General features: G+C 39.5%; 18 protein-coding genes, 1 tRNA gene and 2 pseudogenes. 9 read left to right on the top strand and 12 right to left on the bottom strand.

Annotated elements, in window-relative coordinates; all coding sequences use genetic code 11:
* Positions 1-2: 2 nt before the first annotated feature.
* From WIW72_RS05750 to WIW72_RS05725, 6 genes are read right to left on the bottom strand one after another with little or no spacing between them, the layout of a single operon-like run.
* A complete protein-coding gene (locus WIW72_RS05750; RefSeq protein WP_337703010.1) occupies positions 3-203 on the bottom strand; it encodes a 30S ribosomal protein S27e in 201 nt (66 codons plus the stop codon).
* Positions 200-487 (bottom strand): 50S ribosomal protein L44e, encoded by a 288-nt coding sequence (locus WIW72_RS05745; RefSeq protein ID WP_337703008.1) that lies wholly within the window; start codon positions 485-487, stop codon positions 200-202. The genes WIW72_RS05750 and WIW72_RS05745 overlap by 4 nt, the downstream gene beginning before the upstream one ends.
* 7 nt (positions 488-494) lie before the next feature.
* Complete coding sequence (locus WIW72_RS05740) at positions 495-941, bottom strand: hypothetical protein (RefSeq protein ID WP_337703006.1); 447 nt, start codon at positions 939-941, stop codon at positions 495-497.
* The gene (priS, locus tag WIW72_RS05735) at positions 931-1,893 is read right to left on the bottom strand and encodes a DNA primase small subunit PriS (protein WP_337703004.1); all 963 of its coding nucleotides are present in this window, start codon (positions 1,891-1,893) and stop codon (positions 931-933) included. Before priS ends, WIW72_RS05740 begins: the two co-directional genes overlap by 11 nt.
* Positions 1,859-2,596, bottom strand: coding sequence for a DNA polymerase sliding clamp (locus WIW72_RS05730; RefSeq protein WP_337703002.1), 738 nt, complete (start codon positions 2,594-2,596; stop codon positions 1,859-1,861). Before WIW72_RS05730 ends, priS begins: the two co-directional genes overlap by 35 nt.
* Positions 2,597-2,644: 48 nt before the next feature.
* Positions 2,645-3,409 (bottom strand): ATP/GTP-binding protein, encoded by a 765-nt coding sequence (locus WIW72_RS05725; protein WP_337703187.1) that lies wholly within the window; start codon positions 3,407-3,409, stop codon positions 2,645-2,647.
* Between the two features lie 49 nt (positions 3,410-3,458).
* Here WIW72_RS05725 and WIW72_RS05720 point away from each other — a divergent pair, with 49 nt between their 5' ends.
* The 3 genes from WIW72_RS05720 to rnz are packed head-to-tail and all read left to right on the top strand — an operon-like array spanning position 3,459 to position 6,114.
* The gene (locus WIW72_RS05720) at positions 3,459-4,334 is read left to right on the top strand and encodes a ribose-phosphate diphosphokinase (RefSeq protein ID WP_337703000.1); all 876 of its coding nucleotides are present in this window, start codon (positions 3,459-3,461) and stop codon (positions 4,332-4,334) included.
* Positions 4,331-5,242, top strand: coding sequence for a TRM11 family SAM-dependent methyltransferase (locus tag WIW72_RS05715; RefSeq protein ID WP_337702998.1), 912 nt, complete (start codon positions 4,331-4,333; stop codon positions 5,240-5,242). The genes WIW72_RS05720 and WIW72_RS05715 overlap by 4 nt, the downstream gene beginning before the upstream one ends.
* Positions 5,239-6,114 (top strand): ribonuclease Z, encoded by an 876-nt coding sequence (gene rnz / locus WIW72_RS05710; protein WP_337702996.1) that lies wholly within the window; start codon positions 5,239-5,241, stop codon positions 6,112-6,114. The genes WIW72_RS05715 and rnz overlap by 4 nt, the downstream gene beginning before the upstream one ends.
* A gap of 8 nt (positions 6,115-6,122) precedes the next feature.
* On the opposite strand, the gene WIW72_RS05705 is transcribed toward rnz, so the two are convergent.
* Positions 6,123-6,557: an RNA-binding domain-containing protein gene (locus WIW72_RS05705; protein WP_337702993.1), complete on the bottom strand. Its 435-nt coding sequence runs from the start codon at positions 6,555-6,557 to the stop codon at positions 6,123-6,125.
* Positions 6,554-7,081 carry a nucleoside monophosphate kinase gene (locus WIW72_RS05700; RefSeq protein WP_337703185.1) on the bottom strand — a complete coding sequence of 176 codons (528 nt, stop codon included), beginning with the start codon at positions 7,079-7,081 and terminating at the stop codon, positions 6,554-6,556. The genes WIW72_RS05705 and WIW72_RS05700 overlap by 4 nt, the downstream gene beginning before the upstream one ends.
* 42 nt (positions 7,082-7,123) lie before the next feature.
* Here WIW72_RS05700 and thpR point away from each other — a divergent pair, with 42 nt between their 5' ends.
* The 3 genes from thpR to WIW72_RS05685 are packed head-to-tail and all read left to right on the top strand — an operon-like array spanning position 7,124 to position 9,502.
* The gene (gene thpR / locus WIW72_RS05695; protein WP_337703183.1) at positions 7,124-7,681 is read left to right on the top strand and encodes an RNA 2',3'-cyclic phosphodiesterase; all 558 of its coding nucleotides are present in this window, start codon (positions 7,124-7,126) and stop codon (positions 7,679-7,681) included.
* A complete protein-coding gene (cca, locus tag WIW72_RS05690; protein ID WP_337702991.1) occupies positions 7,668-8,915 on the top strand; it encodes a CCA tRNA nucleotidyltransferase in 1,248 nt (415 codons plus the stop codon). Before thpR ends, cca begins: the two co-directional genes overlap by 14 nt.
* On the top strand, positions 8,903-9,502 hold the full coding sequence (locus tag WIW72_RS05685; RefSeq protein WP_337703182.1) for a serine/threonine protein kinase: 600 nt from the start codon (positions 8,903-8,905) through the stop codon (positions 9,500-9,502). Before cca ends, WIW72_RS05685 begins: the two co-directional genes overlap by 13 nt.
* On the opposite strand, the gene WIW72_RS05680 is transcribed toward WIW72_RS05685, so the two are convergent.
* The gene (locus WIW72_RS05680) at positions 9,474-9,641 is read right to left on the bottom strand and encodes a hypothetical protein (protein ID WP_337702990.1); all 168 of its coding nucleotides are present in this window, start codon (positions 9,639-9,641) and stop codon (positions 9,474-9,476) included. The two genes, WIW72_RS05685 and WIW72_RS05680, sit on opposite strands and share 29 nt — an antisense overlap.
* Before the next feature lie 243 nt (positions 9,642-9,884).
* Between WIW72_RS05680 and WIW72_RS05675 the strand changes: the two genes are divergently transcribed.
* A tRNA-Pro gene (locus WIW72_RS05675) sits at positions 9,885-9,982 on the top strand.
* A gap of 28 nt (positions 9,983-10,010) precedes the next feature.
* On the opposite strand, the pseudogene WIW72_RS13250 reads toward WIW72_RS05675, so the two are convergent.
* Positions 10,011-10,154, bottom strand: a pseudogene (locus WIW72_RS13250) (putative integrase); the annotation flags it as partial.
* A gap of 845 nt (positions 10,155-10,999) precedes the next feature.
* On the opposite strand from WIW72_RS13250, the gene WIW72_RS05670 reads away from it, so the two are divergent.
* The gene (locus WIW72_RS05670; RefSeq protein WP_337702988.1) at positions 11,000-11,488 is read left to right on the top strand and encodes a hypothetical protein; all 489 of its coding nucleotides are present in this window, start codon (positions 11,000-11,002) and stop codon (positions 11,486-11,488) included.
* A gap of 572 nt (positions 11,489-12,060) precedes the next feature.
* Here WIW72_RS05670 and WIW72_RS05665 read toward each other — a convergent pair.
* On the bottom strand, positions 12,061-12,201 hold the full coding sequence (locus tag WIW72_RS05665) for a hypothetical protein (RefSeq protein WP_337702985.1): 141 nt from the start codon (positions 12,199-12,201) through the stop codon (positions 12,061-12,063).
* A 653-nt stretch (positions 12,202-12,854) separates the two neighbouring features.
* On the opposite strand from WIW72_RS05665, the gene WIW72_RS05660 reads away from it, so the two are divergent.
* On the top strand, positions 12,855-13,115 hold the full coding sequence (locus tag WIW72_RS05660; RefSeq protein WP_337702984.1) for a hypothetical protein: 261 nt from the start codon (positions 12,855-12,857) through the stop codon (positions 13,113-13,115).
* Here the strand turns inward: WIW72_RS05660 and WIW72_RS13245 are convergent.
* Positions 13,102-13,203 (bottom strand): annotated as a pseudogene (locus WIW72_RS13245) (transposase); the annotation flags it as partial. The gene WIW72_RS05660 and the pseudogene WIW72_RS13245 overlap by 14 nt on opposite strands.

The following is a 13,203-nucleotide window of genomic DNA, read 5'->3' as shown; positions in this document are numbered from 1 at the left end:
TTCTAACCAAGTATTCTAACTATATCTCCCTCTATTTTTGCTTTACCACCGGTGGGAATAATGAGCTGATATCCGCATGACAGACAACGTACTGGGAAGGTGGAGTGGGAGAATACCGTTTGCTCGTTACCGCAGTTTTTACATTTCACTCTGTAAAATTTGCTCTTAGGCTCCGGTATTAAGACCTTGAACTTAGCCTTCATTTAACCACCTCAACTAACTCCAACTTCTTAACTCTGATTCCCTCCTTCATAATTGTATAGCCACACTTCTGGCACTTCAGAGTTAGAGTTTGTTTTTTCGTAGTTTTAGCGAACCTTTTTTGCTCCGGCTTTCTCTTGCTACCATATCCTAGGTTCTTCCTATCATATCTCCTCTGTCCTTCAGAGAGAGTCCTTCTTTTTCCGCTCTTGTATAACGATACTGAATGTTCTGTGTGTGTCTTGCACTTAGGGCAATAAGTCTTGAGAACTTTTGGGATTTTCATTTTGTGATCACTCTCTGACTTCTACTGGAGTTATATAATTAGTGGTTATTAAAGCTAAAACCTTGTTTAACGGTAGTATTATTACGTCACCCTGCTCGACTACAGTATTTCCCAGACTGAACTTAGTATTACTGAGGCAAAGTACCCTTCCCTTGTACGTGTGGTACCTCCCAGTCACGTAGTCGATGTACACCTTCTTCATTACGTTCACAAGCGATAGTACGTCTTTGTCAAAGCCTTTGGGCTCAAAACCCTCAATGACTTTCTCAAGTCTCAACTCTAAGAGTGATTCAGCTAATTCTTCGTATATTTTCAGCTCCTCTTTGTGAAGTTCGTCACTGTATTTCCTCCTCAGCCTCAAAAGAGCTTGTATTAACTTCTCTATAGTGTCTTTTGAGATCTCAGTTATCTCGTTATCTCGTTTAAGCTCGTTACTCACCAACTCATCTAGCATATGCCTTAATCACCCCTAAACCCTTTAAGCTTAAATAAATACCTATTTCTGCGGGGAGCTTTACTACTGTGTCCTTCTTGAGGTCGATCTTCCCGTCTGGTAACTGTAAAGAATAGGTAACATATGACAGAAAGGCTACGTAACCCTTAAAGGGAGATAAGGACTGGATGTTAAAGTCAAATGTGTCGCCCTTGACCTCATAGACCTTTAGCCCTGCCTTACCATTTATAGACCCCGGTATCCTCACTAGTCTTTTCGGGTCTACTGTGACTTGCTGATCTATCCTGACTCCCTTCAACCCTCTAGCCAGTCTCCCTACCCAACCTGGAGAGTTGACATCGCCCTCATAAGGAGGGGAAGGATCGGAGATATAGTCCGCTATATCCTTTCTGTCTTCGGAGTCGAGTAATGCGCAGTCTCCGTGACATTCAACCCTTACATGAAAACCTCTGTTGCCAGAAAAGTAAATTTTAGCATCCATCCCGAAATCCTCTTTGAGTATGTCCTTTATCAATAAGGCTTTCCCAAACACGTTTTCCATACAATCCTTAGTTAATTCAACGTACTCTATTGAGTTCTCACACTGCATTAGAGCTTCCATGCCGTCGCAAAACCTCTTGACTCTTAAGTCACAAATCTCGTCTGCATCTAGGTCGAATAGGAGGTCTGAGCCCAACCAACCCTTTTCCTCCATGTTTTTGGCTTGAGGTAGTTGATACCTCGCCGATGAGTAGTATAGGTGTAAAGGAACTTTCTCGCTGAGGAATAATTTCAACTCGTCAGGATTAGTAAATGAGAGGTGTCTCACGTACGTTTCAGCATCAAAAGGCTGATAAGCGAACTCCCTTAACTCCATGTCATTCGGCAGCTCTAAAATTGCGTTCTCGTAATACTCTTTGAAAAGTGTGTAAATTATTTTATTCAGTTCTCGGCGAGATGTAGAAATCAGCATAACCCCCTTGAGGCAAGTTATATCTCAACTTTAACGGAAGTTGAGAACCGAATTCTATGTTCACGGTATCAGACGGTCTTTTCATTTTGGTAGTATTGGCTATATATTCCAAACCGTAAGAACTCTCGGCATCTGATCCCTCACTCTCCATTAACCCCCCGTTCTCCTTTGATAACTCTATTGACGCCGAAGCCAGATCTCCCTCGACGATGATAATGAGTTTACCACCCTCACTCTTAAACTTTATTATATCACTTCCTGTCTCTACCAGTTCGTCTATCAAGTCGGCGAATGTTGCAGTTAACATTTGAGCCTTAAACGGAAACTCCAGCTTTATCTCAGGAAATTCCGTCTCGGTAGGAGATAGGACCGGTAACGTGAAAGACCTCTCGTACTCTCCGTCTAGCTCAAACACAACCTTGTCTTCTTGTATATCTAAGGATAAGGAGTCGTTTTTAGTGGCAGTATCCAAGATATCGGCAACGTCCTCAATTTTCATCCCGACCTTGGTCTCTTCCTCAACTTCGTACTCCTCGAAATATCCCGAGGGAATCAAAATGTCTATTAAGACAGTCCTCGATGGATCTATCCCTTTTATCTTAAGACCATCTTTGTCTAACTGGATCGTAGTCTCGTCTATGAACTCAGTTAGCGTCTTAAATATAAACGAGAAATTGTTGGCGTCCACTACCTTGATCTTCATGATATTATTCTTTGCTAACAAAATTTTAAAGCCTGAGGTTTCGGTTATTCACAGCTTGGGATTCGGTTCCTCAGTTTCATAGTCCTCTCCACCCGCTAGTACCCTCTGGATCTCGGCGTATAGTTCATCCATGCCTTCCATCGTGGTCGAAGACACGGGAACCGGGAAATTGTCCAAGTTTTCAACTACAGTTTTAACCAGTTCGAAAGAGTACTCGTCTAACACTCCCATCTCGTCTATCATCCTACCCTCATCGATCCAGCTCTTCATCTCTTGAAATTCTTTAGGAGTTAAGAGGTCTGACTTAGATAGGACTAGTATTTGAGGTAATTCGAGCCTAAACTTAACGGAGCTAGAGAGTAATAAGAGGGACACAAAACTCCTAGCCTCTTTACTTAGGAACGAGTCAAGTAGGAATAGTGAAACGGACTTATTTACATCACTGATTAACTTCGACAATATTCTACCTGTCTGCCTATAGGCAAATAATTCTATTTGACCCGGTGTGTCAACTAAAACGTAATTAGCTTCTATCTCGTTTAACTCATCTTTTAATTCCTTAGCCTTAGTAAGAAGTAGATCTATAGAAGCTACGAGTGCCGAGTTGGGTCCTAGGGAATACCTTTCCATGACCTCAAATGCATCTACATAGTCCCTGACGTCGAGGTCGGGTTTATAAGGTAGGCTCTCTACTGCTGGGTCTAAGTTAATAATTGCCGTGTCGAGTTCTTCCCCGTTTAAATAGTCACTCAGTGCTTTCACGAGTGTAGTCTTACCGGAACCGGCTGTACCGAGGACGAATATAAAATACATTAAACCATCACGTTTAATCTTAAAAGCCACTTACTCACTTAATAGTTTAATGATCATTTTAGGAGGAACGGCAACTAACGGGATAGACGAAAAGGTCTCGAGCTTACTTAATTTAAAGCTTGTAAAAATAGAACATAAAGTTTTTCCAGACGGAGAGTCTTACGTACGAATACCCGAACAAATAACGGATAAAGACGTCGTAGTGATACAGTCCTTATATCCTCCCCAAGACAAACACTTAATCGAGTTGTTTCTAGTTGTTGAGACGTTAAGCGACATGAAAGTAGATAAAATCACAGTTGTTATCCCTTACCTTGCTTACTCGAGACAAAACAGAAGGTTTAAGGAAGGAGAAGCCATAAGCATTAAGACAATCCTGAACCTACTTAGAAAGAGCGGTGCCAGTTCACTAGCGGTAGTAGAACCTCATCATTATGAGGAGCTTGAGTACTTTGAGGGAGATATTAAAGTCATTGACCCCATCCCCTACATATCCAAGGTCGTGTCACAGAGGACTGAGAAACCACTAGTCCTAGCTCCTGATAAAGGAGCATTAAATAGGGCAAAGAGGTTAGCTGAAATCCTATCTACTGACTATACCTTTATCGAAAAAGAGAGGGATCTGAATACTGGGGAAGTAAGGATTAAGAACTTACCGGAACTAGAGGTAAAAGGTAGGGATGTGGTACTAATTGACGACATTATAAGTACTGGAGGCACTATGGTTCAGGCTATAAACATGGTTAAAAAGCAGGGGGCTAGGAAGGTTTATGTTACTGCTGTTCACGGACTCTTTATAGGAGACGCATACTTGAGACTAATCGAGGCAGGTGCTGAGGAAGTGATCATAGCCAATACGATACCGCAAGATCCAAGTAAAGTGACGATAGTTGACGTATCAGAGGCTATAGCGAGAACGTTATGAACTATGCTTACCTCAATTTAGACAATATTTTTTTATCACTAGACGAATTAAGGAGTATTATCCACGGGAGCGAAAAGGAGTATTATTATGGAGTCGCGCTCTACGAAGGAGACGAGAGAGTAGCGTATAAGTCAGGGGCGATAAAGAAGACCGGTAAAGCCTTAGCTATTTCTACTGACGTTAAAGATGTAGTTGAGGCATTAAGGGGGAGGTGTTACTCAGTCGATATAGACGTCCCTATGAGGGAGTATAAGAACTATGCAAAGACCGTTTACGGTGAGGTTGTATCGTCGATAAAAACCTCCAAGAAATGCGAAAAATTAGACCTGATCGTAACAGAAGGGATTATAATAGCAGGAGAAAGAAAGGCTGAAAAACACACCGAATCTATACTATCTCACTCTAAAAGACCTTACTCTCAATCGGGAACTCTAAACCCAGAGATAGGAAGGATAATGGTTAACTTATCCGAGAGCCTAAGGGAAGTTTACGACCCTTTTGTGGGAACGGGAACTATTCTCATCGAGAGTAGGTGGTTGGGACTTAGATGTATAGGGAGTGATATAGACCTTGTTATGATAGCAAAAAGTTTAGCAAACCTGAGGCATTTTAATTATGAATGCGAGGTATTCCAGGCAGACGCAAGAAATTCACCCGTGAGGAAGGTGGAAGCTATAGTAACGGATCCTCCTTACGGTAGGTCTTTCTCTCCTAAGGGACTGAAAGAGCTTTACCGAGAGTTCTTCTACCAAGCTAGCGAATTAGTTGACGGAAAACTTGTTTTCACTACGGACTTCAAATTTGACTGGAGGGACGACCTAAAAAGTGCGGGATTTAAAGGTGTTAAAATCCATACTATATACGAGCATAAAAGTCTAAGTAGGGCTATTTACGTGGTAACCAAATGATCAAGATATACTTTATAGGAACCGGAGGAGGAGCACCTAACAAGAGAGGGTTACCGGCTTACCTTGTTCAAAGGGAGGGACTTTACGCACTTTTCGACGTGGGAGAAGGGACGCAACAAAGACTTATAGATTCCGGACTGGGCTTCATGAGGATAAGGGTGATAGGCATTACTCACTTACACGGAGATCACGTATTAGGCTTACCGGGACTGTTAGAGACCATGGGGATGTATTCTAGGAAAGAAAAACTGACCCTATTAGGACCTCCAGAGCTGAGGGACTTCATCTCAGAGGTCTTTAATAGGACTTACTTTCGCCCTAATTACGAGATAGAATTTGCGGAATCATATGAGGACTCTAACATAAGGATAACAAAGTTCAGGACGTGTCACGTAGTTAATTCCTATGGCTTTATCTTTGAAGAAAAAGACAGAATAAATATAGATGCAGAGAGGCTCAGAAGAGAGGGAATTAAGGACTGGAGAATAATGAGACTTTTGAAAGATGGTAAGAGAGTCGAAATAGGTACCAAAGTGCTCTTGCCTGAGGATTATCTGGTGGTTAAGAAAGGGATCAAAGTAGCATACACTGGTGATACAGCACCTTGCAATGACGTAATAAATGCCGTTAGGGAAGTAGACCTACTTTTGCACGACTCAACTTTTTTAAATGAGAAAGAAGCCTACGAATACGGGCATTCCAACAGTAAAGACGCGGCTGCTGTAGCTACTAAAGCTAACGTTAAACGGCTCGCTTTAATACACATAAGTCCACGCTATGACGATGCAACGCCTCTACTGAAAGAGGCAATGAAAGTTTTTGAAAAGACCTTTCTACCCGAGCCCTTTTCCTATTATATCCTTCAGGAGTGATAGAAAAATCACTCCTGAGGTATTGGGTTTTCCCATAGCGGTACCCCTTTTGCTGTCTTCGGGGTGAGCCAATCGATTACTGTCTGTGGATCTTTGTACTCTATCCTTACTTTTATAGGCCCTAAGGGTGACTCGTTTTCACTATCTACAAACGATATTCTCCTCACTGCAGCTGCTTGTTTGTTTAACATAAACGATATGCTGTTCCCATTAATACCTTTGTATAAGTATTTCCTAGCCGAATCTAGAATTTTCTCTTCTCTTAATGCTCGGTGAAACCTTATAAGTGATCTTAAAGTGGACGATTCTCCTATTATCACGAGAGATATACCTACTTTTTCCTCACTTATCCTTTCGAAGTCGAAAAAGTTCAGCATAGCCTGAAGGACCTTGTCCTTGTCTTCTGACGGTCTTACTTCGACTTCTACCACGACTCTGGTCATATTAATCTATTAATTAACTCTTCAGCCTCCCTCTTAAATTCCTCTAAACTCTTGTCGTTAACTAGTACGTGGTCAGCTAACGCTATCACAGTCCCTATACCCATCTCTAACTCTTCGAAGTCCCTCTTCATTAACCCCTCAACTGTGAGCACGTCGTCCTTTCTCGCCCTCCTCATCAACCTCTCATATCTGGTTTTTGGGCTCGCGTGAACGTTAATTATAACTACTTCTCCCCTCTTCTTGAACTCTTCTATTTCCTCCCAGTTTCGCACTCCGTCAAATACGACGACCTTCTCATCTCCAGAGAGTTTCTCTAAACACATTTTTGCCACAACACCCTTCCCGTATAAACTCCTCATCCTAAAGGCGAAGTCCATCAGCCTTTCTCCTTCCTTTGCCTCAGCTCTATACCTCTCCCTCAGGACATCACTCATCACAATTACCTTTATCCCTTTTTCCTGAAAGAGACGGGAAAGTTCTCCTTTACCCGACCCAGGCATTCCAGTAATTGCAATTATTTTAATTAATGACCACCTACAATCTCATCAGTGGGGTTTTAAAAAGTGTTGAGGCTGTTTATTGCATTAAAAATCCCTCAGTTACCTAAAATAACTGAGGCTCTCGAGGTTTTGAACAGAGTCGGAGGAGACGTTAAGCTCGTTGAGCCTTGGAACATTCACTTAACACTGGTCTTTCTCGGGGAGTTACCAGAAAACAAGGTAGACCTCATAAAGGACTCGATGAACGCCGTGTCTTTTAACTCTTTCAAAGTAAAGTTTTTCGGTACCGGGGCATTTCCTAACCTTAACAAGCCCAGAGTGTTATGGATAGGCTTAAGTGAAGGAGCAAGTGAACTCAGAAAGCTCAGGGGTGAACTATATAAACAGTTGGTCTCAAGGGGGATAAGACCAGAGGACGAAAAAGAGTTCTCTCCACACCTCACTTTAGGAAGGATAAAAGGACCTAGAGGAGTTGTTAATCTAATTCAAATCTTAAACGATTATGCGAGTACAGATTTCGGAGAAATTACCGTGGAGGAGATCACCCTCTTCAAAAGTACGTTAACTCCAAAAGGTCCCATTTATGATCCTTTATATAGCGTGAAGAGCGTTGATAGAAGATGAAGTACTGAAGATTATAAAGCCAGGAGAGGCTGAAAAGCTAAGGCTAGAGAAGATACTGGGAGAGGTTTTAGAAAGACTCAAGGGCTATGAAGCTGAAGTCGAGGGCTCCTTTAGAAAGGGTACTTGGCTCAAAGGTGACACGGACTTAGACGTGTTTGTGTTCTTCCCTAAAGAGGTAGGAAAAGACTACCTGAAAGAGAAGGCGATAAAGGAGATCATCTCGCGTTTCTCGGACGTGAAATACACGATAGCATATGCTGAACACCCTTACCTTATGCTTTACATTGACGGTATAGAAGTCGACGTAGTTCCAGCGTTGAAAATAAACTCTGGGAGTGAGGCTATAACAGCTGCAGACAGGACTCCGTTCCACACAAAATATGTATTAGAACATCTAGACGAGAGGGGAAAAGATGAGGTCAGGCTACTGAAGAGATTTTTCAAAGGAATAGGGGCTTATGGAGCTGAAATAAAAGTACAAGGGTTCTCCGGCTACGTATCAGAGTTATTAGTCATAAAATATGGGAGTTTCAGGGAAGTGCTAGAACACGCATCAAAGTGGGTTAAACCACCGATAAAAATACACCTGATAGAGCCAGCGAAAGATTTCACGGAACCACTACAGATACCCGACCCAGTAGATCCGAAAAGAAACGCCGCTTCGGCTGTGTCATTAGAAAAAGTAGCTCTGTTCTCGATCGCGGCTAGGTATTACTTGAGAGAGCCTTCCGTAGACTACTTCTTCCCCAAAGACTTGAAATACGATAAGATCAAGGGAGACATCATACTAGCCAACGTCCTTATTGAAGAGAGGGTAGTGGAGGATATTATTTGGGGGCAAGTCTGGAAGAATATAGAAAAGATTAAGAATATACTAACGAGTGTAGGGTTTAAGGTAATTGATGTAAATGCGTGGGGTAATGAGGAAAGGTTGACTATTGCAATCCAATTAGAGAGTAAGGATATTGGTAAGTATTATTTAAACGTAGGTCCTTATTACTATCAACAAGAGAGTGTGGACAAGTTCATCAAAATGAACGAAAACGTATGGGTAGGTAAGGATGGTAGGCTTTACTCTGTAAAGGAAAGGAAGGAGTACGATGTTTTTGAGATACTCAAAAGGACTATCTCGTTCAAGTACAAGTTCAAGCTTGAATTCGAGACCCTTAAGGAGGTGAAGGACGATTCATGGTTACACCGTTTCCTGAGAAAGACGCCATCATGGTTAAAGTAAGGGAAATGATTTACCCCTTTTACGATGAGAGGATAGAGGTAGAGCTTAAAGAATACGGTATAACTGAAGTGTACTCTTTCGGTGACGTTCAGTTAGGTAAGTACAGAATTATTGGTAAGGGAAAGACTGGAATTGTCGTCTATATAGGAGGAGGCAAGGTAGTGAAAATAAGGAGGGCTGACTCACCGAAAGAAAGCCTTAAAATCGAAGGTAAGATTCAAGAGTTGGCTTACCCAGTAGCTCCTAAAGTATATTATTATGGTAATAACTTCATTGTTATGGATTACATTCCCGGTAGGCACTTAGAACACAACGAGAAGCTTGAAGTGATCATAAAGCTCTTAGAAGCAGCTAAAATCCTCGAGGATAAGAAGGTAGAGCATAGAGAATTGGTGAGACCATATAAGAACGTTTTGGTTAGCGACAGAGTTTACGTTATTGACTACGATGACGCGTCAGTCAAAGAGAACCCGAAAAATGTCACCTCGATATTATCGTGGTTAAAAAGAGTTGATCTAGCACGCAAGTACTTAAAAGGGGTACCTTTCGATCAAATCGTTAAAGAATTGCTGGAAGCTTTTTCTTAGAGCTTATTATAATGTCTTCCAGAGCTGGTGCTGAGATCTCATGACCGCACTTGGGACATTTACCGCCATATATCAGCTTTATTTCTGATGGGGTTCTGACTCCATAAAAGTCTTGCCCTACCTTTTCAAATTTATACAAAGTATACCCACAGCTCTTACATGTATACTTTACCGGAATTTTTAGTCACCGAGTATTCCCTTAGTGGTCTATTAATATATCCGAAACGCCGTGTCTTACTTTAGAATTTTTCGTATAGTCTCTCTCAGTAATAGTATAACTAACTTGGGGAGAGTAAACCGAAAGTATTCGTATTATAAAAGTATTCATTTAAATATAGGAAATAGTCAACTTTTTAGTGCTTAGAACTATAACATACATTAAGGGGCCGTAGTCTAGCTTGGACTAGGATGCCAGCCTGGGGTTAAAAACCCCAACCACCAGTACGCTGGTGGTCCCGGGTTCAAATCCCGGCGGCCCCATATTATGGGGATACCCACCAACACCCCTAATGCTGTTATCTTTTTCATTATTTAGATACGATTTGACAACGTCGGCTAAAGAAACGACGTAACGCTCCTTTGTCTCATCGTTTACATTTTCTAATTTATGAACAAAGTACCGACCTTTTTCCTTAAGATATAGTCGCCGAATTTATAATGATGTTGTTTTTCGCCCATCTTATCGTCTAGTATTATGATTGCCAATTTGCGTTTATAGGCATTGTCATCCCGTCAGTTTTGCCTTCAAAAAAGTTTGAAAGCAGACGGCAAAGATTCCTCAGTTCCGCAAAAAACTGAATATGCGATACTTGGCACTCTGTCTAAATTGATAGAGATGCTTCAATTAGGAAAAATCAATATTGTTTTATTATGACGTGTGAAATACCTTCTGAAATACCTTTTTCACGTAGGGCTAATTCGAATTTGAGAAGATAAGATGCAGGAATTTCGATCTCAATAGTAAGGAAATATGCGATAACAGTAAGGAATATATAGAGAGAGGAGGAAAGTGTGTTAAAGCTTCAATTATTACTGAAACTAGACCTCCTCCAATAATGTAACTGACACTTTGCCAATATCTGTGACTCTAACCATTCTTATCTATTAAGAATTTCAGAGATTTACCTAACCATTATCCGTTATCTTCCTACGTGGAAATCCTTGCTGATTCTTCTTTCCTATATAGTTAGAACGCTAAAATCTAAGGAATAAATTTCTTCAAGTATAGGGGCATAACGTATTTATAATCAAGATAATAAATATAAAATAAAATTATAGATGCAATTCCTAAAATGTAGATAAAGTTAATTCGTCGTAAGTAAATACATGCCCGAAAGTTAGATAGCAAAGAATCCTAGATACTTAGGCAAATTAGTTGCAGTTAATAGAGAGTTCAATATCTTAGGTACTCAGAGTCAAAGGATGAGTTGGGGAAGAAATAACTAAAAAGGCTATATAATAGTAGGTTTGGATAAAAGAGATAAAATCGGTGATAGAATGCAATCATTAAGATTTTACAATGGCCTTTCGTTACTCATCTACATTATTGCATTAACTGCAACTTATGGTGTATTATTGCCCTCTGTAGATGTATTGAGCTACTTGATTTCAATTTCTCTTAATTTCATTCCCCTAAAAAATTACAACATTAGAGGAGTTAAAATTAAAGATGTAAAATTAATACCTTCAAAGGATTACTTGGGTCTCTATAACATAAAAAGGAAAGAGATATCTATTTCGTCAATAGCAGTGGACATGCCAGATGTGTTTCTCTTTATAAAATATCATGAGGAAGGACACTCTAGACAGCCATTTTGCTTGCTATATTACTTAGCTAGAAAGCTATCTCCATTTGCTCTTGCTCTATCTATTATAATTATACCAGCCGCTGCTAGAAAATATAAATGGTTAATTAGAATTCTAGCCTCTTTTCAATTAGTCTTATTCCTTTTCCTTTCTTCGGTATTACTACTTATGATGAGGTAATGTTATTTTTTATTGTAGCATTTATAGCACTAATTCTTAGCCCTGTTGTAGAGAATATAGTTACGTTACTTTATTTTGGTTTACTATATACATTAGTAATTGAGTTAATTACTTCACTTCCGGTAATATTCTTGGACTTTGCTAATTTTTTATTTATATTTAACCTATTATCGCTATTATTGTTTTATATAGGGTACACAATTTCTAGCTTAGCATATGAAATTGATGCAGATACTTATGCGGCATTAAAACTTAAGGATAGAGTATTAATTGCGTACCAATTATTTGGAAAAAATAAGATAAGAGTAAAACGTCGCGTTTCGATATCAACTTATTTATCGCTATTAGCTTTTACTCACCCTATAGCTGAGTACGAATATTTAAGGTTTATAAAAATTGTTAAAAATATGAAGAATCAAGATCTTTCTTTGCACAATTAAGTTTACAGTCTTAATAATATACACGAAAATACTAGGCTATGAGAGTTTGAAATAGTATTTTACTAAAAGAAAACCTACAATACTTACTATTATTGAAGGAATTGCTACAATAAAATAATTTGACGAACGAATTTAATTAACATATTCTGCCAAGCTATCAACCATGCCTAAAGGTGCCATAGAGATTATGTACTTTAACTCTTTTCTCCAGAAACTGTAATACGCTGAAATCCCCCAACTATAATAAATGAGAAGAGAGGAAGTTCTATCCATTATCTTTATAATTACGATGTAAAGTAAGGGTAAAACAGTTGTAGTAGTTTCAATAAAAGCATTAGGTAGTTCGAGTAAGCCTACGAATATCGCACTCTCCCAGAAGGCTAAGCCTATTCCGTAAGTCTTAGGATTTTCTTTTATAAAACGTGAGAACAGGTACGCAAAACTTGGTTCAAAGATGATAGTTAATATTCCGTAAGCAATATAAGTAGGAATCTGAGGAGTTAAGAAAAATGATAAGAACGCCAGTTGTATGATGGCCTTTCCTACTATGGCTGAAGGCTATTGATGAGTATCAATATCAAAACGTACAATACAGCTTTATTCTTACAAGACAAATGTTAATACCAGAATTTAAGTTTAAACTTAGTTGAATGTATTTAAGCTAAACAACATGAAGATCTTAAAAGGGGAAAAATAAGAAGGAATTAGCAAGATAATATATTTTAGTGAAAAATAAAATGGGAAATACATTAGAGATGAGAGTACTAAATTTAAAAGAATTAAGTAAAAACGAGAATAATAAGAAATTTGAACCAACTCCAATTCCAATGACGTGTTCAATGTGACCCCGTATCTGCTGAAGCCATAGAAACGGGAAGGGGATTATAAAGCATGCAACTAGAAATATACGAAAAGGTTAGTAGTAAATGGATTCCCATAAAAACTCCTTCAGGTTCATAGCCTCTACTTTAGTAATTAAGGACTTTCTTTTAGGATTTCAGTTCTTAGGCTATCCCTTGTACATGTACTTATTTGGTATAAGTCCTTATGAGATTGGTATAATATATTCGCTTGAGTTTTTATCTAAAATTACATTCATTCCAATTCTTCATTATTTTAAGGGAAAAGAGAGGCTAAGCTATACTTTGTCTTTTTTACAGCAGTTATGGGACTTTAACGTAACTTAAAGATTTTCATCAGCCCCGGCGGTCCACCTAAATAACGTTCAACAAACCTGAGGAACGCCTCCACGCTCCTCAGGTTAAGAGCCCCCAC

It is taken from the genome of Stygiolobus sp. CP859M (assembly GCF_037389975.1).
In the GTDB taxonomy this organism is placed as follows: Archaea; Thermoproteota; Thermoprotei_A; order Sulfolobales; family Sulfolobaceae; genus Stygiolobus.
The sequence above is the reverse complement of the archived record's forward strand: the minus strand, read 5'-3'. Positions and strand labels throughout refer to the sequence as shown.

Excerpts from the sequence above, each read along its gene's own strand:
- WIW72_RS05750 (WP_337703010.1), bottom strand. The coding sequence starts at position 203 with ATGAAGGCTAAGTTCAAGGTCTTAATACCGGAGCCTAAGAGCAAATTT.
- WIW72_RS05720 (WP_337703000.1), top strand. The coding sequence starts at position 3,459 with ATGATCATTTTAGGAGGAACGGCAACTAACGGGATAGACGAAAAGGTC.
- WIW72_RS05705 (WP_337702993.1), bottom strand. The coding sequence starts at position 6,557 with ATGACCAGAGTCGTGGTAGAAGTCGAAGTAAGACCGTCAGAAGACAAG.
- WIW72_RS05665 (WP_337702985.1), bottom strand. The coding sequence starts at position 12,201 with ATGGATAGAACTTCCTCTCTTCTCATTTATTATAGTTGGGGGATTTCA.
- WIW72_RS05745 (WP_337703008.1), bottom strand. The coding sequence starts at position 487 with ATGAAAATCCCAAAAGTTCTCAAGACTTATTGCCCTAAGTGCAAGACA.
- WIW72_RS05660 (WP_337702984.1), top strand. The coding sequence starts at position 12,855 with ATGGATTCCCATAAAAACTCCTTCAGGTTCATAGCCTCTACTTTAGTA.
- WIW72_RS05725 (WP_337703187.1), bottom strand. The coding sequence starts at position 3,409 with ATGTATTTTATATTCGTCCTCGGTACAGCCGGTTCCGGTAAGACTACA.
- WIW72_RS05670 (WP_337702988.1), top strand. The coding sequence starts at position 11,000 with ATGCAATCATTAAGATTTTACAATGGCCTTTCGTTACTCATCTACATT.
- priS (WP_337703004.1), bottom strand. The coding sequence starts at position 1,893 with ATGCTGATTTCTACATCTCGCCGAGAACTGAATAAAATAATTTACACA.
- WIW72_RS05730 (WP_337703002.1), bottom strand. The coding sequence starts at position 2,596 with ATGAAGATCAAGGTAGTGGACGCCAACAATTTCTCGTTTATATTTAAG.
- rnz (WP_337702996.1), top strand. The coding sequence starts at position 5,239 with ATGATCAAGATATACTTTATAGGAACCGGAGGAGGAGCACCTAACAAG.
- WIW72_RS05715 (WP_337702998.1), top strand. The coding sequence starts at position 4,331 with ATGAACTATGCTTACCTCAATTTAGACAATATTTTTTTATCACTAGAC.
- WIW72_RS05685 (WP_337703182.1), top strand. The coding sequence starts at position 8,903 with ATGGTTAAAGTAAGGGAAATGATTTACCCCTTTTACGATGAGAGGATA.
- WIW72_RS05740 (WP_337703006.1), bottom strand. The coding sequence starts at position 941 with ATGCTAGATGAGTTGGTGAGTAACGAGCTTAAACGAGATAACGAGATA.